Raw genomic sequence first — 18,465 nt, 5'->3', positions numbered from 1 at the left:
CGAGGCGCGCCGTCGGAGACCCCGACGCGGGCACGACGAAGGGCCGGAACCTGCGGGTTCCGGCCCTCTCGTGTCTTGCGCCGGCGCCGCTCGGGATTCACCCCGGGCTCGTACCCGGCCCGAACCCCGCGCCGCGCCCGTCGTCGCGACGGACGTCCCGCTCGGCGACTCAGCCGCCGTTGGGGCGCTTGCCGTGGTTGGCGGACTTCTTCTTGCGGTCCTTGCGCTTGCGGCCACGCTTGCTCATAGGTGTCTCCTGACAGACGGCGGATTGACTCGGCTCATGATCCCACGGCAGGGCCCTTGCCCGCCGCGGGAACGCGATATATCGTGAGTGGGCCAACGCGATATATCGTGTCCCGCAGCCGCCGGGCGGCGGCCGGGACGAACGCCCCCCCGCCGAATGCCCCAGAACGGTCAGGAGACAGGGCATGACCGAGCAGAACCGCACGGCTTCCCCGAACGCCACCGGGCCGGGAGGGGCGTGATGCCTCCCGTCTTCGCCCACGGCCAGCTGCGCCTGTACCTCCTGGCGCTGCTGGTCGAGGGCTCCCGGCACGGCTACGAGCTCATGACCGAGCTCGCGGACCGTTTCGGCGGCACCTACCGGCCGAGCGCGGGCACGATCTACCCGCGACTCGCGCGGCTGGAGGAGGAAGGTCTCGTCCGCAGGGTCCCGGCCGCCGGGGCAGCCGGCCGGAAGGCACCCTACGAGCTGACGCCGGCCGGGCGGGCGGAGGTCGAGGCCCGCTGGTCCGACGTCGTCCGCCTCGAGTCCTCGGTGGCCGAGACCGTGCGGTCCCGGGCCGACGAACTGCGTGCCGACATCCGGGAGGCGGTGCGCGGCGTGCGGGCCGAGCTCGCCGCGGTGGCGGCCGAGGCGCGAGCCCGGCCGCGCCCCGCCCCGCACGCACCGGCGGACCAGCGGCGGGTGACCTCGAACACCTTCCGGCACGAGGCGGAGGCCGCCCTGCAGAAGTTCCGGAGCGACGTTCTCGCTGACCTGCGGGAGGCCGATGTCACCGGCGCCGTCAGCGCCCTCACCGTGGAGACCCTGCGGGCGGTGCTCGACGGCGCGCGTACCGCGGTTTCCGCCACGCTGCCTTCCGTCCCGAAATCGACCAGAATGACCTCCGGGCGCCCGACGCCGACGTCCGACCAGCCCCCGACCAGCACACCGACCGACGATCCCGCACCGACCCGCAGCCGAACGAACGGAGCATGACCATGACCACCGAGTCCTGGAGCGTCGCCGCCCCGCAGACCATCGAGGTCGCCGACACGACCTCCCTGACCGTCCGGCTGACCAACGGCCGGGCCGAGATCGTCGCCGACCCGGACCGCGCGGCCGGCGCCACCATCGAGGTGCTGGAGGTCTCCTCCCGTCCCCTGCAGATCCTCGCCGAGCACGGCACCCTCCGCGTCGCCTACGACTTCCCCGGGATCGAGGGGTTCGTGGACCGCTTCCGTGGTCTGCGCGACCAGGATTCCGCCGTCGTGCGCGTCACCGTGCCGGCGGTCGCGACGGTCGACGTCGCGACGGTGGGCGGCGAGGCGAGCGTGACCGGTAGCCGGGCACGGGTGAACGTCAAGAGCGTCAACGGTGCCGTGGCCGTGGCGGCGACGTCCGGGCCGTTGTCCGTGAAGTCCGTGTCGGGGGCCATCGTCGTCACCGGGCACACGGGCGACGTCGTCGTGAACCAGGCATCGGGCCCGGCGACGGTCGCGGGCGGCCTCGGCCGCGTGACCGTGAACGGCGTGTCCGGACCCGTGGACGTGGCGTCGTCGGGCACGACCCCGATGGTGTCCGCCAAGACGGTGGCGGGCGCCGTGACGATCCGGCTCGACGCCGGCACCCCGGTGAACCTCCGCGCACGGAGCGTCACCGGCAAGGTCACCCTGGACAACGAGCAGCTGAGCTCCTCGGCCCAGCGCACCGTCGTCGTCGACCACCCGGAGGCCGGCGCCACCTGCTACCTGTCGACCAACACGGTCTCGGGCGCCACGGCGATCGTCCGGAGCTGAACCGGAACGCGTGAAGGGCCGGAACCCGTCGGGTTCCGGCCCTTCACGTCCTCAGGTCACCACTTGTCGGCGACGTGCTCCTTGATCAGCTCGTCGTAGATCTCCCGCACTCCCGACGTGAAGAGCGGCCCCAGCGTGGCCGCGTCACCCGCCGCGGCGTTCGCGCGCGCCTGTTCGGCGTTGCGGGCCCCCGGAATCACGGTGGAGACGCCCGGCCGCTGCCACACCCAGGCGATCGCGGCCTGGGCCGGCGTGAGGCTGTCGTCGAAGCACTTGGCCGCCAGGTCCGTGAAGCGGCTCGCGGCCTCCAGCCCCACCTCGTACGGCACACCGGAGAACGTCTCGCCCACGTCGAACGCGGCGCCGTCCCTGTTGAAGCTGCGGTGATCGTTCTCGGCGAACTTCGTGTCCGCGGTGTACTTGCCGGACAGCAGGCCGGAGGCGAGCGGGACGCGCGCGATGATGCCGACGCCGGCCTCCGACGCCGCGGGAAGGACCTCGTCCAGCGGCTTGAGCCGGAAGGCGTTGAGGATGATCTGCACGGTGGCGACGCCGGGGCGAGCGATGGCGGTGAGGGCCTCCGCCGCGGTCTCCACGCTGACGCCGTAGTTGGTCATCACGCCGTCGTCCACGAGGGTGTCGAGCGCGTCGTAGACCTCGTCCGACGAGTACACGGCCGTGGGCGGGCAGTGGAGCTGCACGAGGTCGAGCCGCTCGACGCCGAGATTCCTCCGGGAACGGTCCGTCCACTCGCGGAAGTTGGCGAGCACGTAGTTCTCCGGCACCTGGTCCATCCGCCGGCCCATCTTGGTGGCCACGGTGATGCCGGCGTCCGCGTGCTCCTTGAGGAACTCGCCGATCACCTGCTCGCTGCGGCCGTCGCCGTACACGTCGGCCGTGTCGTAGAACGTCACACCGGCCTCGAGGGAAGCTTCCAGGGCGTCACGGGCGTCCGTATCCGAGACATTGCCCCAGTCCGCGCCGAGCTGCCAGGTGCCCAGGCCGACGACCGAGACGAGGCGCCCCGACCGTCCGAGTACCTGCTGTTCCATTGATCCTCCTGCTCATGTCGCGGGCGTCCGGGGCCCGCGTGACCCGCCGTCGGGCCGTGTGGGGAACGCGGCGTGCTCCAGGGACGCGCGCCGCGTCGGTTGTTCTCTGTCCCACGCTATCCGCACGACACGGAAACTTCCCGGTTCCACGCAGCCTCTAAGGTGTGAGGGTGATGACAGACCCACAGACGGTACCCGCGCCGTCCGGTACACAACACAGCATTTCGTACGGCGAACAGCACGTCACCGTCACCGAGGTCGGCGCTGCCCTGCGCGAGTACACGGTGGGTGGCCGCGACGTCGTCGTCCCGTTCGGGGTCGACGAGGTCAATCCTGTGTTCAACGGCGCGGTCCTGCTGCCGTGGCCCAACCGCCTGCGCGACGGCGTCTACCAGGCCGACGGCGTCACGTACACCCTCCCCCTGACGGAGCCTGCACGCGGCACCGCGCTGCACGGCCTCGCCGCCTGGGAGCGCTGGGGCCTGGTGGACCGCACGGACGTGTCGGTCACGCTCGGTCTCGACGTCGTCCCGCAGCCCGGGTACCCGTTCCAGCTCACCGCGCAGATCACGTACGGCCTGTCCGACGGCGGTCTGAGCGTGACCTTGGCCACGACGAACGTCGGCGCGGGCACCGCGCCCTACGGCGCGGGGTTCCACCCGTGGCTGTCCACCGGCGGGGCGGCCCTCGACGACTGCGTCGTCCGGCTCGACGCCGCGACGCGGGTCACCATCGACGAGCGGCTCCTGCCCACCGGGACGGAGCCCGTCGCCGGGCCCTTCGACATGCGCGAGCCGGTCGGCATGGCCGGCCGCGATCTCGACGACGCGTTCGTCGACGTCCTGCGGGACGACGACGGCCTCGCCTGGATCCGGCTCACCGGGACGGACGGCCGCACGGCCGCCGTGTGGATGGACGACTCGATGGACGTGTGGCAGGCCTGCTCGGGCGACCACGTCGGCGAGGAGTACCACCGGATGGGGCTGGCGGCCGAGCCGATGACCTGCTACGCGGACGCTTTCGCCACGGGCGATCGCCTCGTACGGCTCTCCCCGGGCGACACGCATCGGGTGCGCTGGGGCATCACCCTGCTGGACGAGCGGCGCGCCTGAGCGCCAAATCCCAGGTGGTCCATCCCGGTTGACCGACAATGGAGCCGGCCGGGCGACGTGCGAACCGGCTCACTGACGCGACGAAGGGCAAGGGCCGAGGAACGACGCATCCGCGGAGCGCGGCCCCGAGGAGCGGCAGGATGAGTGCTGAGGCAAGGAGAGGTCCGTGCAGGAACGCCAGGTGCGCATCTGTGTCGTCGGCGACGAGCTGGCCACCGGTGTCGGCGACGCGAGAGCGCTCGGCTGGACCGGTCGTGTCGTGGCCCGGACGAGCTTCGGCCGGCCTGCGATGATGTTCACGCTTGCCATCCCGGGCGAGACGTCGACGCAGCTCGGCGCCCGCTGGGAGACGGAGACCGCGGCCCGTTTCGGCCCCGAGCCCGAGGTCGAGAACCGGCTCGTCGTCGCGCTCGGCCGCCACGACGTCGCCGCGGGACTGTCCGTGGCGCGCTCGCGGCTCAACCTCGCGAACATCCTGGACGTCGCGGAGGCCAACCGGACGCCCACGTTCGTCGTCGGCCCGCCGCCCGGCACGCCCGACCAGGGCGACCGGATCGCCGAGCTGTCCGACGCGTTCGCCGACGTCGCGAGCCGGCGTCGCGTGCCGTACGTGGACACCTACACCCCGCTCGCGTCCCACGAGCAGTGGCTCGCCGACCTGGCGCAGAACGGCACCAGCTATCCGGGCCAGGCCGGCTACGGCCTCATGGCCTGGCTCGTCCTCCACACGGGCTGGCACTCGTGGCTGGGGCTTCCCCAGGACGACTGACCGGACGGCACGGCAGCGGGGTGACACCACGAGCCGTGGTGCCACCCCGCTGCTCAACTCGCCGGGACCCGGGTCAGCGGGTGAAGGCCTGTTCCAGGAGGAGCTTCTGCTGGGCCTGGTGGAGCTTCGCCGTGCCGGCCGCCGTGGAGGCCGACGCGTCGCGGCTGATCACCTTGACGTAGGGCAGGTCCGTCGGAAGGGCCAGGTGGATGTACGACCACGCGCCCTGGTTCTGCGGCTCGTCCTGCAGCCACACGAGCTCGGCGCCCGGGTACTTCGCGATCTCCGCGCGGATCTGCTCCTCCGGGAACGGGTAGAGCTGCTCCAGGCGGACGAGCGCCACGCCCTCGTCGCCGCGCTTGGTGCGCTCGGCGAGCAGGTCGTAGTACACCCGGCCGGTGCACAGGATCACGCGGTCGATCTTCGCCGGGTCGGCGGAGGCGTCACCCAGCACCGGCTGGAACGTGCCCGACGTGAAGTCCTCGACGGCCGACGCCGCCGCCTTGAGCCGCAGCAGCTGCTTCGGCGTGAACACCACGAGCGGGCGGCGCGGGCGGGCGTACGCCTGGCGGCGCAACAGGTGGAAGTACGACGCCGGCGTGCTGGGCTGCGCGATCGTCATGTTGTTCTCCGCGCCGAGCTGCAGGAAGCGCTCGATGCGGGCCGACGAGTGGTCCGGCCCCTGACCCTCGTAGCCGTGGGGCAGCAGCATGACCGCCGACGACGACTGGCCCCACTTCTGCTCCGCGGACGAGATGAACTCGTCGATCACGGTCTGGGCGCCGTTGACGAAGTCGCCGAACTGCGCCTCCCAGAGCACCAGCGCGTCCGGACGCTCCACCGAGTAGCCGTACTCGAACCCGAGGGCCGCGTACTCGCTGAGGGAGGAGTCGTACACCCAGAACTTCGCCTGGTCCGGCGTGAGGTACAGCAGCGGCGTCCACTCGGCGCCGGTCTCGCGATCGTGCAGCACGGCGTGGCGCTGGACGAACGTGCCGCGGCGCGAGTCCTGGCCGGCGAGGCGCACCGGGGTGCCCTCGATGAGCAGGGAACCGAACGCCGCCAGCTCGCCGAAGCCCCAGTCGATCCCGCCGTCCTTGGACATGATCTCGCGGGTCTCGAGCAGCTTGGCCAGCTTCGGATGGACGTTGAAGCCCTCCGGCGGCGCCGTGTGCACGGAGCCGATGCGCTGCAGCACGTCGTGGCTGATCGCCGTCTGCCAGCCGACCATGGTGCCGGCGTCCTCGAGCTGTGCCTCCGGGCGCTCCAGGCCGGCGACCAGCTCGGACTGGGGCGCGGGGGTGAAGTCGGCCTTGGTCTCGGTGAAGACCCGCTCGAGCTGCTTCTGGTAGTCCTGCAGCGCGGCCTCGGCCTCCTCGACGGTGATGTCGCCCCGCGCGACGAGGTTCTCCGTGTACAGCTTGCGCACGGAGCGCTTCGCCTCGATGAGGTTGTACATCATGGGCTGGGTCATCGAGGGGTCGTCGCCCTCGTTGTGCCCGCGGCGGCGGTAGCAGATCAGGTCGACGATGACGTCCTGGCCGAACTGCTCGCGGAACGCGAAGGCGAGCTCCGCGACGCGGACCACGGCCTCCGGGTCGTCCCCGTTCACGTGGAAGACCGGGACCTGGTAGCCCTTGGCCACGTCGGTCGCGTAGGTGGTGGACCGCGAGGACTGCGGACCGGTGGTGAAGCCCACCTGGTTGTTCACGATGACGTGGATGGTGCCGCCCGTGCGGTACCCGCGCAGCTGCGCGAGGTTCAGCACCTCGGGGACCACGCCCTGGCCGGCGAACGCCGCGTCGCCGTGCACCAGGATCGGCAGCACGGAGAAGCCGTCGGCGCCCAGGTCGATGCGGTCCTGCTTGGCGCGGACGATGCCCTCGAGCACCGGGTCCACGGCTTCGAGGTGCGACGGGTTGGCCGCCAGGTACACCTTGGTGGTCGCGCCGGACTCCGCGGTGAACGTGCCCTCGGTGCCCAGGTGGTACTTCACGTCGCCCGAGCCCTGCACGGACTTCGGGTCGATCTGGCCCTCGAACTCCTTGAAGATCTGGGCGTAGCTCTTGCCCGCGATGTTCGCCAGCACGTTGAGCCGCCCGCGGTGGGCCATACCGAGCCCGACCTCGTCCAGCCCGCCCTCGGCGGCGCGCGACAGGATCGCGTCGAGCAGCGGGATGAGCGACTCGCCGCCCTCCAGGGAGAAGCGCTTCTGGCCGACGTACTTGGTCTGCAGGAACGTCTCGAACGCCTCGGCGGAGTTGAGGCGGCGCAGGATGCGCAGCTGGTCCTCACGCGGGGTCTTCGCGTAGCCGGACTCCAGGCGCTCCTGGAGCCACTTGCGCTGCGCCACGTCGGCGATGTGCATGTACTCCACGCCGATGGACCGGCAGTAGGAGTCGCGGAGCAGCCCGAGGATGTCGCGCAGCTTCATCTTGGCCTTGGGGCCGAAGCCGGCGGTGGGGAAGACGCGGTCCAGGTCCCACAGCGTCATGTCGTGGTTCTGGATGTCCAGGTCGGGGTGCTTGCGCTGGCGGTAGGCGAGCGGGTCGGTGTCCGCCATCAGGTGGCCGCGCGAGCGGAACGCCTGGACGATCTCGGCGACCTTGGCCGGCTTGGCGGCCTCGACGTCGGAGTCGACGGTGTTGTCGCGCACCCAGCGCACCGGCTCGTACGGGACGCGCAGCGCGGCGAAGACGCGGTCGTAGAAGCCGTCGAGGCCGAGCAGCTTCTCGGAGATGATCTTGAGGAACTCACCGGACTGCGCGCCCTGGATGATGCGGTGGTCGTACGTCGAGGTGATCGTCATGACCTTGGAGATGCCCATGCGCGCGAGCTGCTCGTCCGACGCACCCGCGAACTCGGCCGGGTAGTCCATCGCGCCGACGCCCACGATGGTGCCCTGGCCCTGCATGAGGCGCGGTACGGAGTGCACCGTGCCGATGCCCCCCGGGTTGGTCAGCGAGATGGTGGTGCCCTGGAAGTCCGGGACGCCGAGCTTGCCGCCCCGTGCCTTGCGGACGAGTTCCTCGTAGGCCGCGACGAACTCGGAGAAGTCGAGCTCCTCGGCCTTCTTGATGCTCGGCACGAGGAGCTGGCGGGAACCGTCGGGCTTGGCGAGGTCGATGGCCAGGCCGAAGCCCACGTGCGCGGGCTGGTTGACGCCCGGCTTGCCGTCGACCGGCTCGTAGTGCGAGTTCATCACCGGCATGTCGGTGAGCGCCTCGACCAGCGCGTAGCCGATCAGGTGCGTGAACGAGACCTTGCCGCCCCGCCCGCGCTTGAGGTGGTTGTTGATGACGATGCGGTTGTCCACCATGAGCTTGGCGGGCACCGCGCGCACCGACGTGGCGGTCGGGACCTCGAGCGACGACTCCATGTTCGTCACGACGCGCGCGGCGGGCCCGCGCAGCTTCTGCACGTCGTCCACCGCGTCGTCGTAGTGGGGCTTGGGCTGCAGCAGCGACTGGCCGTAGTCCTGCACGGCCGGGGTGGCGACGGGCGGGGCCCCCGCGGTCACCTTGGGGTCTGCCGGGATCGCCTTCTCCACCGGCTGCTGCGCCGCCTCGGCGGCCGCGGTGCCCTGGCTGCCCGACGACGTCTTCGGCTGGGCGTGCTCGGGCGATGCGGCACCGGCCGGAGTGGCGGTGGTGGGTGCCGACTGGGTGTCGGCGGTCTTGCGGGTGCTGTCCGGCGACGGCGTGTAGTCCTCGAAGAACTCCCACCACGCGGGGTCGACGGCGTTCTTGTCCTTCAGATACTGCTGGTAGAGCTCGTCGACGAGCCACTGATTGGCTCCGAACGACGAGCTCGCCACGCTGATCGACTCTGAACCAGCTTTAGGGGACACGCGCGGATCGCCCACCTTCACCCATAGATTCTGCGCTCTGTGAGGGTGCCGGCGCTGACCGGTCACGGCCTCAGTCCGACGGTTTCGGACAGCACAAGGGTATGCCTAACGAGCCCGGAAGCGGGTGTGACGTCCGTGGCCTCCCGCGGCGGTCCGGGCGCCATGGCCGATGCTTCGTCATGAATTATGCTCCGCAGGCAAAAAGCAGGCAACATTCGCCCTGGAACCCGTCAATGCCATGTTTCCGTCGCGCGGTCAGGGTGGACAATCCCTGGTCTGTGTGACGGAGATCACGGCCCCATGGGGTTGTTCTCCGCGCCCGATGTCTCTACGCGTTTCCCCTCGGAAGCACACACACGTGATGCCCTGCGCCCTCGCGCCGGCATCAGGTGTGTGCTCTCGCCGCCTGCTCGCCGCCTACTCGTCACCCAGCCGCTCGGCGGTGACGCCCGGCGCCGGGTGCGCGCGCGCCGGGAGCGTGACGCGCATGGTCGCCCCCTCGTCCGAATCGGCCACCTCGACGTGTCCGCCGTGCAGCTCCACCGCCCAGCGCACGATCGCCAGCCCGATCCCGGTGCCTCCGCTCGCGGGCGGCGTACTGCCCGCGATCCCCGCCGCGCCGTCCGGACCGGACCCGGCCGCGGGCGCCGTCGTCCCCGGGCTCGACGCCGTGCCACGGGCGAACCGCTGGAAGATGCGCTCCCGGTCCTCGGGGGCGATGCCCGGGCCCTGGTCGCTGATCTCCAGCACGACGGTCTCGCCGATCGGGTAGGCGTCCATGCGGATGTCGCCGTCCCGGGGCGAGTGCCGGATCGCGTTCTGCAACAGGTTCGTGAGGACCTGGTGCAGCCGCTCGCGATCGGCCTCGATCGCCAGGTTCGGGGGCGTCACGTCGATGATGTAGTGCAGGTCCTTGGCGGCGTCGACCATCTGGAGGCCGTCGGCGCATTCCTCCATCAGGTCGCCGACGTCGAACTCCGACACGGACAGCGCCGACGCGCCCGCCTCGAGACGCGACAGGTCCAGCAGGTACGTGACCAGGCGTGTCAGCCGCTCGGTCTGCGCATGTGCCTGCTCGAGCATCGCGGGCGTGGCCGGGACGACGCCGTCGACCATGTTCTCGAGCTGCGCCTGCAGCGCGGCCACGGGCGTGCGCAACTCGTGCGACACGTTCGCGATGAGGTCGCGCCGCGTCTGCTCCACCGACGCCAGGTCCTCCGACATCTGGTTGAACGCTGCCGCGAGCTGGCCCACCTCGTCGCGGCTCGTCGCGCGTACGCGGATGGTGTAGTCGCCGTCGGCCATCGCCTGCACGGCGTGCGTCATCTCCCGCAGCGGCGAGGTCATCCCGCGCGCCAGGAACTGGGTCAGGACCAGCGACAGGAGGATCGCCACCGGGAACGTGCGGCTCGGGCCCATCTCCAGCTGCAGCCCGAGCCACGTGATCATCACCGCGAGGGTCACCGTCGCGGCGACGAGGATGCCGAGCTTGATCTTGATCGAACTCAGCGGGTCCAGCGGGCGGACATCGCGCAGGGTGCGCGCGACGCCGGGAAGCCTGCGGCTCATCGCGTCACGCCGTCGGCGGTTCGAACGCGTACCCCACGCCGTGGACGGTCCGGATCAGGTCCGAGCCCAGCTTCCTGCGCAGCGCCTTGATGTGGGAGTCCACGGTGCGGGTGCCGCTCGCGTCCGCCCAGTCCCAGACCTCCGCCAGCAACCGCTCACGCGTGAGCACCGTCTTGGGGGACGAGGCCAGCATGACGAGCAGCTCGAACTCGGTGGGCGTCAGGTGGATCTCCTCGCTGCCGCGGTAGACCCGGCGCTGCGCACGGTCGACCGTGACGTCGCCCATCGCCATCGGCGGCTCCGACGGCGTCGAGGCGGCCGCCTGGGCCGCGCGGTCCACGCGCCGCAGCAGGGCCTTGAGGCGGGCGACGAGCTCGCGCATCGAGAAGGGCTTGGTCATGTAGTCGTCGGCGCCGACGCCGAGACCCACGAGCATGTCCGTCTCGTCGTCGCGGGCCGTGAGCATGAGGATGGGCACCGGCTGCTCGGCCTGGATGCGCCGCGTCACCTCGAGCCCGTCGATCCCCGGCAGCATCACGTCGAGCACGATGGCGTCGGGGCGCAAGCGCATCGCGGCGTCGACCCCGGACAGGCCGTCCCGCGCGACCTCGACCCTCCAGCCCTCCGCGGACAGCCGCTGGGCGATCGCCGTGGCGATCGTCGGCTCGTCCTCGACGACGAGGATCGTGGCGCTCTGCTGGCCAGTACCGGTGGCGCCCGACGAGGCGGGGTCGGGGCGGGCGGGGCTGCCCGGCTGCTGCGGCGTACCTGAAGACATGGGACCATCTTGCACCCCCCAGCCTGAAAGGATGCTGAACCCGGGCCGGAAGCGGCCGGGCCGTGTCACGAACAGCGCAGGGCCGGCGCACGGCATCTCGTCACCGTCGGCCACCGGCGCTACGATCAGCTCACCATGATCGAACCGCACCATCCCAGGAGCACTCGATGACCGCCGACTGGATCATGGTGGCCGTCGGGGTGCTCCTCACCGCAGGTACAGCAATCTTCGTCGCAGGTGAGTTCTCCCTGGTCACCCTCGACCCCGCCGTGGTCGGCGACGACGAGGAGGGTGACAGACCGGGTTCGCCCGTCGGCTCCTCGGCTCCTCACCGCCCCGGGCGCCGTGACCGTGCCGTCCGTGCCGCGCTGAAGAGCCTCTCCACCGAGCTCAGCTCCGCCCAGGTCGGCATCACGGTCACCACGATCCTGCTCGGCTACACCGCCCAGCCGGCCCTGGTGAGCCTGCTGACCTCGGGGTTCGGCAGCTTCCCGATGTCCGACGCCGTCGGGCTGGCCGTCGCCACGGTGCTCGCCCTGCTCCTCGTGAACGGCTTCTCCATGCTGTTCGGCGAGCTGATCCCCAAGAACTTCGCCCTGTCCGTACCGCTCGGCGCCGCGCGTGTCGTCATCCCGCTGCAGCGGATGTTCACCGTGCTCTTCAAGCCGGTGATCCTGGTGCTCAACGGGTCGGCGAACGCGCTGCTGCGACGGGTCGGCGTCGAGCCGCGCGAGGAACTGTCCGGCGCCCGGTCGGCCACGGAGCTCGCCTCCCTGGTACGCCGGTCGGCGGCGGAGGGAACGCTCGAGAAGTCCGTCGCGCAACTCCTCACCAACTCGATCGAGCTCCACGAGCTGAGCGCCAACGACGTCATGACGGACCGCATGCGCATGGTCGTGGTCGAGCGCGACGCCACCGCGGCCGACGTCGTCCAGCTCGCCATGAGCACCGGGCACTCCCGTTTCCCGGTGATCGGTCAGGACCGCGACGACGTCGTCGGCCTGGTGAACCTGCGCCGGGCGGTCGGCGTGCCGCACGAGCGCCGGGCCGAGGTCCCGGCCGCCGCGCTCATGGTCGACGCGCCGCGCGTGCCCGAGACCGTGGGGCTCGGGCCGCTGCTCGTCGAACTGCGCGACCTGGGGCTGCAGATGGCCGTCGTGGTCGACGAATACGGCGGGACCTCGGGGGTGGTCACGCTGGAGGACGTCGTCGAGGAACTCGTGGGGGAGGTCGCCGACGAGCACGACCGGCGCCGTGCCGGGGTGGTGCGCGCGCCCGGCGACGAGTGGATCGTCCCGGCGGTCCTGCGGCCCGACGAACTGCAGGAGAACACCGGCGTCGTCGTACCCGAGGGGGCCGCCTACGAGACGCTCGGCGGGCTCGTCATGGCCGAGCTCGGGCGCGTGCCCCGGGCCGGCGACGAGGTGACGGTGCCCGGCGCGACCCTGCGCGTCGAGGCGATGGACGGGCGGCGCGTCGAGCGGATCCGGGTCCGCCCGGCGGTGCGCGTGGGAGCCGGCGGAACCGTGGCCGAGGCCGCGAACGGGCACCGCCGTGCCAAGAAGGAGGTCCGGGGATGAGCACCACCACCGCGATCGTGATCGCCGTCGTGCTGCTGGCCGGGAACGCCTTCTTCGTCGGTGCGGAGTTCGCCGTGCTGTCCGCGAAGCGATCGCAGATCGAGCCGCTCGCCGCGGCGGGGAACCGTCGCGCGCAGACGGTGTTGTGGGCCATGGAGCACGTCTCCCTGATGCTCGCGTGCGCGCAGCTCGGCGTGACCGTGTGTTCCACGGGGCTCGGCATGGTGGCCGAGCCGGCGCTCGCGCACATGCTCGAGGTGCCGCTGCACGCGCTCGGCGTCGAGGCGCTGGCTCACCCGATCGCCATGGCGATCGCTCTGGCCATCGTCGTGTACCTGCACGTGGTGCTCGGTGAGATGGTGCCGAAGAACCTGGCGGTGTCGACACCGGAGAAGGCGGTGCTGTGGTTCGGGCCGCCGCTCGTGCTGCTGGCCCGTGCCGTGCGGCCGGTCATCGTGGCCCTGAACTGGCTGGCCAACCACGCGGTACGCCTGACGGGCGTCGAACCGCGTGACGAGGTCGCCTCCGCCTTCACGGCCGAGGAGGTGCAGTCGATCGTGGAGCACTCCCAGGCCGAGGGTGTGCTGCAGGACGACCTGGGGCTGCTCTCCGGCGCGCTGGAGTTCTCCGAGAAGACCGCCGGCGACGTCATGGTCCCCGTGGGGTCGCTGGTCACGCTGACCGAGGGAGTGACGCCCGACGACGTCGAGCGGCTCGTGGCCGAGCACGGGTTCTCCCGGTTCCCGGTGCTGGCCGCCGCGAGTCCCGAGGACGCCGCCGTGCCCGGCGCCCGGGCCATGGCCGACGACGAGCGCCTCGTCGGGTACCTGCACCTCAAGGACGTGCTGTACGCGGCGGGCGAGGCGCGGACGGAGCCCGTGGCGCTCTGGCGGGTGCGCGCGCTGGCGAGCGTGCGGCCCGGCGACGAGGTGGAGGACGCGCTGCGGGTGATGCAGCGGTCCGGGGCGCACCTCGCGCGGGTCGTCGGGGAGGGCGGCGAACTGCAGGGCGTCGTCTTCCTGGAGGACATCCTCGAGGAGCTCGTCGGCGAGGTGCGGGACGCCATGCAGCGTCGCTGAGGTCATCGCGGGCGGACGGGGCGAGAGCGGCATTTCGTGTATGAGCGTCCTGCCCGGCTTGGCACCCGAGCGGGCGGCCGCTATGGTCGAGACCGGATGACGACGGGGCCGCGTTGGGGGGTGCGGCAGCGAACTCGGAGGACCTGTGGAGCCAGCGGTCGGCCCAGGCGTTTCGCCTGCGTATCCCACTCGACGCGCCCGGCGCGAAGCCCTGGAGCGAAGCCAGCCCGCCCGTCGTGGCGCTCGTCCGGTTCGAAGCGGCCGTTCCGGGCGCGAGGCTCCTGCGGACGGGGGGCGTACCGCACCCGCGCAGAAGTTCCTGTCCCGCACCGCCGTGCTCGGCACCCTCGCGGCCGCCACGATCGGCGCGCCTCTCGGGCAGCAGGCCGAGCGCAGCGGCGAGTCGCCCTTCGAGGTCGCGGCCGACCCGACCGGACCGTCACCGCTCGACCTGGTGACCGACCCGACCACGGCGCCCCGTGCCTCCGAGAACGTGATGGCCGCACCGAGGATCGAGCGCGCCGAGGCGAGAGTCGTCAGTCGTGACGCGGAGCGCAGCCCGCTGCCCGGCTGCGACTTCGACGCCCCGGTCGAGGGCGGTAACGGGCTCCTCACCGACCACTCGCTGTGCGAGCTGTGGCAGGCGGACGAGCGGTTGCGGCCGGACGCCGCGGTCGCGCTGTCCGCCCTCAACGGGGCCTTCCGCGCGCAGTTCGGGCGGGACATGTGCCTGGTGGCGAGCTATCGGGACCTGGACACGCAGTACGCGGTGAAGGCCCAGCTCGGCTACTGGGCGGCCTCACCGGGTACCTCGAACCACGGCTGGGGACTCGCGATCGACATCTGCAAGCAGGAGACCAGCAACAGCGAGATCTACTCCTGGCTCTGGGCGAACGCCCCCGCCTACGGCTGGCAGAACCCCGCGTGGGCCCAGGTGGGCGGCGAGAAGTACGAGCCCTGGCACTGGGAGTACGTCGACGGCGTCCGGGAACTGGGGCTCTGGAAGGGCTGAGGCGGGCTCCGGAGGCCGGCCTCGGATCAGCCCGTGCTGAGGCGCGAGTTGGGCCCGAAGTCCTGGCGGAAGTGAGGGCCCTGCGCGGCGAGCTCGGTGTCGAACGCCGCCGACCAGGAACCGTACGGCCGCATGGCGAGCGAGTCGTTGGAGAAGCGGGCGTCGTCCGTGATCTCGGTGACGCAGAAGTCAGGGATCTGGAGGCTGGTGACCGGGCGTGAGCGCTCGCACTCGGCGATGATCAGCGGATGGTTCGCGCCGCCGAACACGTCGATCGACCAGCCGTCCGCGCCCAGCCACGCGGCGTAGCGGGTCTTCACCACCGGATGCCCGCCGCGGCGGACCAGCTCGACGGCGATGCTCGGGTCGAGGGGGCGTTCGGCCTCGTAACGGGTGCCGCCCACGGCGGGACCCTTGACCGTGACCGCGGCGAAGTCGATCTCCGAGGCGTGTTCGCGCAGGATGCTCTCCGCATCCGTTCCGGGCTCCTGCGGAGACTCGACGTCGCTTGCCTGGACGCGGACCCGCAGCGCGTAGCCGTCGTCGGCCACGAAGTAGGACTGGACGATGAGGGCAGGGGCGTCCCGGAGCGCGCGGGGGAAGTCCCGCACGAAGAAGCGCCTTTCGAACTCGAAGTCGCGATAGCCGGCGTCCGGCCCGGCGTCGCGTCCGGCGTTGTCGAGGTCGCTCATGGCAGGTCCCCTGTCGCCCGTGTCAGGTGCTGTCAGGAAGTCTACACAAGCAGGGGCAATCGTTGTCCACCCCGGTCCGTCGTGCCGGCTACCGGCTCTCGGTCACCCCTGGGCGACGTGCGGCGCGAGCGCGGCCCGGATCTGCTCCGCGGAGGCGTCGATGCTGCTCGGCTTCAGCACCACGGGGGTTCCGACGAGCCGCAGGTTCGTCGCCGCGGCCACCCGCCGCACGGGGGTGCGCTGGCGGCTGATGACGGCGTCGGGATCGACGACGTCGACGGCGATCACGGCTCGGCCGGTGAGGTTCGCGTCCCGGATGCCCGTGACCTCGGCCCACTCGACGCGCTCGACGCCGAGGTTGGGGAGCCAGTCGGTGAAGCCCTCGTCGTCGACGATCAGCACCGGCCAGCGCGCGACCAGCATGCGGCGTACCGCGATGAGGCCGGCACCGAGCGCCATCAGCGTGCCGACCGCGCCCGCGCCGGCGACGACGAGCGCCGTGGGCGAGGGATCGGTCTGCGCCGTGTCGAACCCGATGACCGCGGCCGCGCCGCACACGACCGCCAGGACGAGCGAGACGATCGCCAGTGAGGTCACATGCCCGTGCGACGGGTAGAGCTCCACGACGTCGCCGGTGGCGGGGGAGGCGGACGCGGTGGACGTGCTGGCCGTGGCGTGATCGGCTGCCGTTGCATCGGACATGTGGCGGACGATACCGGCAACTCGGTCATCGGTGTAGTGCCGTGCGCGACCGGAGCCCAGCAGTTGGGCCAGCAGCGGCAGGAAGACGGTCACCGGGCGACGAACGAGACAGGCCGTGACCAGCATTTGCGCTGGTCACGGCCTGTTTTCTCGGGTGCGCCTGAAGGGATTCGAACCCCCGACCTTCTGCTCCGGAGGCAGACGCTCTATCCACTGAGCTACAGGCGCGGGACCGCTTGCCGGGAGCGAGGAATCGCTTCCGTAACGGCCGGAATGAGACTACCAGGTGACAGGCCCGGGCCGCGCATCCATTCGTGTGACGAGCGTCTGCCCGCGAGGCAGAAGTCCGTTGTGCCCGACGGCGGTCCGGAGCGGAGGGCGCCTCCGGACCGCCGTCACCGGAGGGTCACGGATCCACGCGGACCGTGCCTGCGATCTGACGGAGCAGGGTGGCCCCGTCCTCGTCGTCCACGAGGGCGACGGTGACCGTGACGATCTCTCCCGAGCGGAGTCGCACGTCCACCTGCCCGTCGATCACGGGCCGCTCCGACCACGGGTAGTGGGCGAGTTCCGATCTCACCAGGATCGCCTGTGCACCGGAGGTCTCGAAGCGGAGCTGCGCCTGGTCGGTGGTCATCGGCCCCGGCGACTTCAACCTCCCGAAGGAGACGAACTCGCCTGGGGGGTGGTATGCGTCGCCGCCGACGTGCCAGTCACCTGGCACCGAGAGGGTGACGGAACCCTCGCGCATCGTCTGCCAGCCATCGGGGATCTCCTGGTCGGACCGCGCCCCGAGAGGAACGGCTGTCAGCGGCGTGGAACGGAGCGCCTCCTCGGTGAAGGTGAGGGTGCCGAGCAGCTTCACCAACATGTCCTGGTCGTCCATCGCACCGAGGCCCGTCGCGACGACGACGTAGCCCCTACCACCGGACGCGCGGAGCTGTACTTCGGCCGAGTCGAGTGCCACGCCTTCGTAGAACCGGCCCTGGAGGGAGGCCACCGCCAGGTCCGAACCTGTGAGGGGAAACAGCACCCTCGACTCCGACCCGAGGGCGTAGCCCCGTGGCGGATTGTCCGGCGAAAAGCTCTCGACCAGGGCCGACTCGGCGGCGATCACCTGGGCGCCGTCGGGGCCGGCGAGGCGGATCGTCCCGTCCTGCGCCCAGAGGTTCGCATAGCGCCGAGCGTGGATCGGCTCACCGGGGTACGGCTCCACCGGCACCTCGCCCCACCCGTCGGGCAGAGCGAGCCGCAACCCTCTCACTTCGTGCGACACCCATCCCTCCGGCACGATGCCCGGCTTGACCCCGTCAAGAACGGGGAGCCGTTCCATGGTCGGGTCGTTCGCGAACGGACCCGTTGTCGGCCTGCCCTCGGGCGCCGGGCTCACGGTGGGGGCAGGGTCCGCGGGGACCGGCGTCGTCGCCGATGTGCCGTACCACCATGCGCCGCCGGCGATCGCGGCGGCCGCCAGGGCACCGCCTCCGGCCTGGAGCGCACGCCGGGTGCGGCCCCGGCGCACGGCGGTTCGTGCCAGAGCGCGTGCGTCGACGTCGAGCGGCTCGGCTCGGTCAGCCGAGGCCTGGAGGAGGGCGATCAGATCGTCGTGCGAGTGCGGCTGAGAGGTCATCGAGTCGTCCCCTTGTGCTGGGTGGCGGTCTTCGAGGCGGGCTCGTCGTCGAGCACCATGCGCAGGCGTGCCAGTCCGCGGGACGCGGCGGACTTGATCGAGCCGGCGGACACACCGAGTTCGGCGGCGGTATCCGCTTCGCTGAGGTCATACAGGTAGCGCAGCACGATCACGCGCCGCTGCGCGGGCGGCAGCGTCCGCAGGGCCCGGACCAGCTGGTCCCGGTGCAGTACTCCCGACGTCGGGTCAGGAGTCTGCGCATCCCACAGCTCGGCCGGGTCGGCCAGCGTCTCGCGGCGTCGCTTGCGCCAGCCGTCGATCCGCGCGTTCACGACGATCCGCCGCGCGTACGCCTCCGGGTTACCGGCGGCCACGCGACCCCAGGCGAGATAGGTCCGCTCCAACGCGTGCTGCACGAGGTCGCGGGCACGGTGCTCGTCCCCGGTGAGAAAGAGGGCGAGACGGGACAGCGAGGGGGTCGCAGCCTCGGCGAAGGCCGTGAAGCGCTCGGTCTTGCTGCCCGTGGTGTGCACGGCGACGCTTGGCGCCGCGGAGGCGGTCTGGGAGTTCATCCGGTGCACCGCCTGATTGTCGGGTGATCCATGAGAAGCAGAC

16 protein-coding genes and 1 tRNA gene are annotated in these 18,465 nt (G+C 71.3%); 7 read left to right on the top strand and 10 right to left on the bottom strand.

Annotation, left to right across the window (positions count from 1 at the left end):
- Nucleotides 1–169 precede the first annotated feature (169 nt).
- On the bottom strand, nt 170–247 hold the full coding sequence (locus EDD34_RS21610) for a 50S ribosomal protein bL37 (RefSeq protein WP_372433060.1): 78 nt from the start codon (nt 245–247) through the stop codon (nt 170–172).
- Between the two features lie 240 nt (nt 248–487).
- On the opposite strand from EDD34_RS21610, the gene EDD34_RS16240 reads away from it, so the two are divergent.
- A complete protein-coding gene (locus tag EDD34_RS16240) occupies nt 488–1,225 on the top strand; it encodes a PadR family transcriptional regulator (RefSeq protein ID WP_123815491.1) in 738 nt (245 codons plus the stop codon).
- Nucleotides 1,222–2,025 carry a DUF4097 family beta strand repeat-containing protein gene (locus EDD34_RS16235; RefSeq protein WP_123815490.1) on the top strand — a complete coding sequence of 268 codons (804 nt, stop codon included), beginning with the start codon at nt 1,222–1,224 and terminating at the stop codon, nt 2,023–2,025. The genes EDD34_RS16240 and EDD34_RS16235 overlap by 4 nt, the downstream gene beginning before the upstream one ends.
- Nucleotides 2,026–2,081: 56 nt before the next feature.
- Here the strand turns inward: EDD34_RS16235 and EDD34_RS16230 are convergent, their stop codons facing one another.
- Nucleotides 2,082–3,077, bottom strand: a complete 996-nt coding sequence (locus EDD34_RS16230) for an aldo/keto reductase (RefSeq protein ID WP_123815489.1) — start codon at nt 3,075–3,077, stop codon at nt 2,082–2,084.
- A gap of 173 nt (nt 3,078–3,250) precedes the next feature.
- Here EDD34_RS16230 and EDD34_RS16225 point away from each other — a divergent pair, with 173 nt between their 5' ends.
- Both EDD34_RS16225 and EDD34_RS16220 read left to right on the top strand, forming a co-directional pair.
- Complete coding sequence (locus EDD34_RS16225) at nt 3,251–4,189, top strand: aldose 1-epimerase family protein (RefSeq protein ID WP_123815488.1); 939 nt, start codon at nt 3,251–3,253, stop codon at nt 4,187–4,189.
- A gap of 166 nt (nt 4,190–4,355) precedes the next feature.
- Nucleotides 4,356–4,958, top strand: a complete 603-nt coding sequence (locus EDD34_RS16220) for a GDSL-type esterase/lipase family protein (RefSeq protein ID WP_246012516.1) — start codon at nt 4,356–4,358, stop codon at nt 4,956–4,958.
- A gap of 73 nt (nt 4,959–5,031) precedes the next feature.
- Here EDD34_RS16220 and EDD34_RS16215 read toward each other — a convergent pair whose 3' ends face one another.
- The 3 genes from EDD34_RS16215 to EDD34_RS16205 all read right to left on the bottom strand — a co-directional run bounded on the left by EDD34_RS16215 (nt 5,032) and on the right by EDD34_RS16205 (nt 11,155).
- Nucleotides 5,032–8,775 carry a multifunctional oxoglutarate decarboxylase/oxoglutarate dehydrogenase thiamine pyrophosphate-binding subunit/dihydrolipoyllysine-residue succinyltransferase subunit gene (locus tag EDD34_RS16215; RefSeq protein WP_246012515.1) on the bottom strand — a complete coding sequence of 1,248 codons (3,744 nt, stop codon included), beginning with the start codon at nt 8,773–8,775 and terminating at the stop codon, nt 5,032–5,034.
- Nucleotides 8,776–9,225: 450 nt separating this feature from the next.
- The gene (locus tag EDD34_RS16210; protein WP_123815487.1) at nt 9,226–10,377 is read right to left on the bottom strand and encodes a sensor histidine kinase; all 1,152 of its coding nucleotides are present in this window, start codon (nt 10,375–10,377) and stop codon (nt 9,226–9,228) included.
- Between the two features lie 4 nt (nt 10,378–10,381).
- A complete protein-coding gene (locus EDD34_RS16205; protein ID WP_425462359.1) occupies nt 10,382–11,155 on the bottom strand; it encodes a response regulator transcription factor in 774 nt (257 codons plus the stop codon).
- A 167-nt stretch (nt 11,156–11,322) separates the two neighbouring features.
- On the opposite strand from EDD34_RS16205, the gene EDD34_RS16200 reads away from it, so the two are divergent.
- The 3 genes from EDD34_RS16200 (at nt 11,323) to EDD34_RS16190 (ending at nt 14,826) form a co-directional block, all read left to right on the top strand.
- Entirely contained in the window at nt 11,323–12,735 is a 1,413-nt protein-coding gene (locus EDD34_RS16200) for a hemolysin family protein (protein WP_123815486.1), read from the top strand.
- Entirely contained in the window at nt 12,732–13,814 is a 1,083-nt protein-coding gene (locus EDD34_RS16195; RefSeq protein ID WP_123815485.1) for a hemolysin family protein, read from the top strand. The genes EDD34_RS16200 and EDD34_RS16195 overlap by 4 nt, the downstream gene beginning before the upstream one ends.
- A 334-nt stretch (nt 13,815–14,148) precedes the next feature.
- Entirely contained in the window at nt 14,149–14,826 is a 678-nt protein-coding gene (locus tag EDD34_RS16190; protein WP_246012514.1) for a M15 family metallopeptidase, read from the top strand.
- A gap of 26 nt (nt 14,827–14,852) precedes the next feature.
- Here the strand turns inward: EDD34_RS16190 and EDD34_RS16185 are convergent, their stop codons facing one another.
- The 5 genes from EDD34_RS16185 to EDD34_RS16165 all read right to left on the bottom strand — a co-directional run bounded on the left by EDD34_RS16185 (nt 14,853) and on the right by EDD34_RS16165 (nt 18,422).
- Nucleotides 14,853–15,518 (bottom strand): CYTH domain-containing protein, encoded by a 666-nt coding sequence (locus EDD34_RS16185; protein WP_123815483.1) that lies wholly within the window; start codon nt 15,516–15,518, stop codon nt 14,853–14,855.
- Between the two features lie 102 nt (nt 15,519–15,620).
- Nucleotides 15,621–16,220: an STM3941 family protein gene (locus tag EDD34_RS16180; protein WP_123815482.1), complete on the bottom strand. Its 600-nt coding sequence runs from the start codon at nt 16,218–16,220 to the stop codon at nt 15,621–15,623.
- 155 nt (nt 16,221–16,375) lie between these two features.
- Nucleotides 16,376–16,448 (bottom strand) — tRNA-Arg (locus EDD34_RS16175).
- Between the two features lie 178 nt (nt 16,449–16,626).
- Nucleotides 16,627–17,850: a hypothetical protein gene (locus EDD34_RS16170; RefSeq protein WP_123815481.1), complete on the bottom strand. Its 1,224-nt coding sequence runs from the start codon at nt 17,848–17,850 to the stop codon at nt 16,627–16,629.
- Nucleotides 17,847–18,422: a SigE family RNA polymerase sigma factor gene (locus EDD34_RS16165; RefSeq protein WP_123815480.1), complete on the bottom strand. Its 576-nt coding sequence runs from the start codon at nt 18,420–18,422 to the stop codon at nt 17,847–17,849. The genes EDD34_RS16170 and EDD34_RS16165 overlap by 4 nt, the downstream gene beginning before the upstream one ends.
- Nucleotides 18,423–18,465: the final 43 nt, after the last annotated feature.

It is taken from the genome of Myceligenerans xiligouense, from assembly GCF_003814695.1.
GTDB classification, from domain to species: Bacteria; Actinomycetota; Actinomycetes; order Actinomycetales; family Cellulomonadaceae; genus Myceligenerans; species Myceligenerans xiligouense.
Note: the sequence above shows the minus strand (reverse complement) of the source record. Positions and strands in the feature narration are given on the sequence as shown.

Excerpts from the sequence above, each read along its gene's own strand:
- EDD34_RS16225 (WP_123815488.1), top strand. The coding sequence starts at position 3,251 with ATGACAGACCCACAGACGGTACCCGCGCCGTCCGGTACACAACACAGC.
- EDD34_RS16200 (WP_123815486.1), top strand. The coding sequence starts at position 11,323 with ATGACCGCCGACTGGATCATGGTGGCCGTCGGGGTGCTCCTCACCGCA.
- EDD34_RS16195 (WP_123815485.1), top strand. The coding sequence starts at position 12,732 with ATGAGCACCACCACCGCGATCGTGATCGCCGTCGTGCTGCTGGCCGGG.
- EDD34_RS16240 (WP_123815491.1), top strand. The coding sequence starts at position 488 with ATGCCTCCCGTCTTCGCCCACGGCCAGCTGCGCCTGTACCTCCTGGCG.
- EDD34_RS16210 (WP_123815487.1), bottom strand. The coding sequence starts at position 10,377 with ATGAGCCGCAGGCTTCCCGGCGTCGCGCGCACCCTGCGCGATGTCCGC.
- EDD34_RS16185 (WP_123815483.1), bottom strand. The coding sequence starts at position 15,518 with ATGAGCGACCTCGACAACGCCGGACGCGACGCCGGGCCGGACGCCGGC.
- EDD34_RS16170 (WP_123815481.1), bottom strand. The coding sequence starts at position 17,850 with ATGACCTCTCAGCCGCACTCGCACGACGATCTGATCGCCCTCCTCCAG.
- EDD34_RS21610 (WP_372433060.1), bottom strand. The coding sequence starts at position 247 with ATGAGCAAGCGTGGCCGCAAGCGCAAGGACCGCAAGAAGAAGTCCGCC.
- EDD34_RS16230 (WP_123815489.1), bottom strand. The coding sequence starts at position 3,077 with ATGGAACAGCAGGTACTCGGACGGTCGGGGCGCCTCGTCTCGGTCGTC.
- EDD34_RS16205 (WP_425462359.1), bottom strand. The coding sequence starts at position 11,155 with ATGTCTTCAGGTACGCCGCAGCAGCCGGGCAGCCCCGCCCGCCCCGAC.
- EDD34_RS16165 (WP_123815480.1), bottom strand. The coding sequence starts at position 18,422 with ATGAACTCCCAGACCGCCTCCGCGGCGCCAAGCGTCGCCGTGCACACC.
- EDD34_RS16235 (WP_123815490.1), top strand. The coding sequence starts at position 1,222 with ATGACCATGACCACCGAGTCCTGGAGCGTCGCCGCCCCGCAGACCATC.
- EDD34_RS16180 (WP_123815482.1), bottom strand. The coding sequence starts at position 16,220 with ATGTCCGATGCAACGGCAGCCGATCACGCCACGGCCAGCACGTCCACC.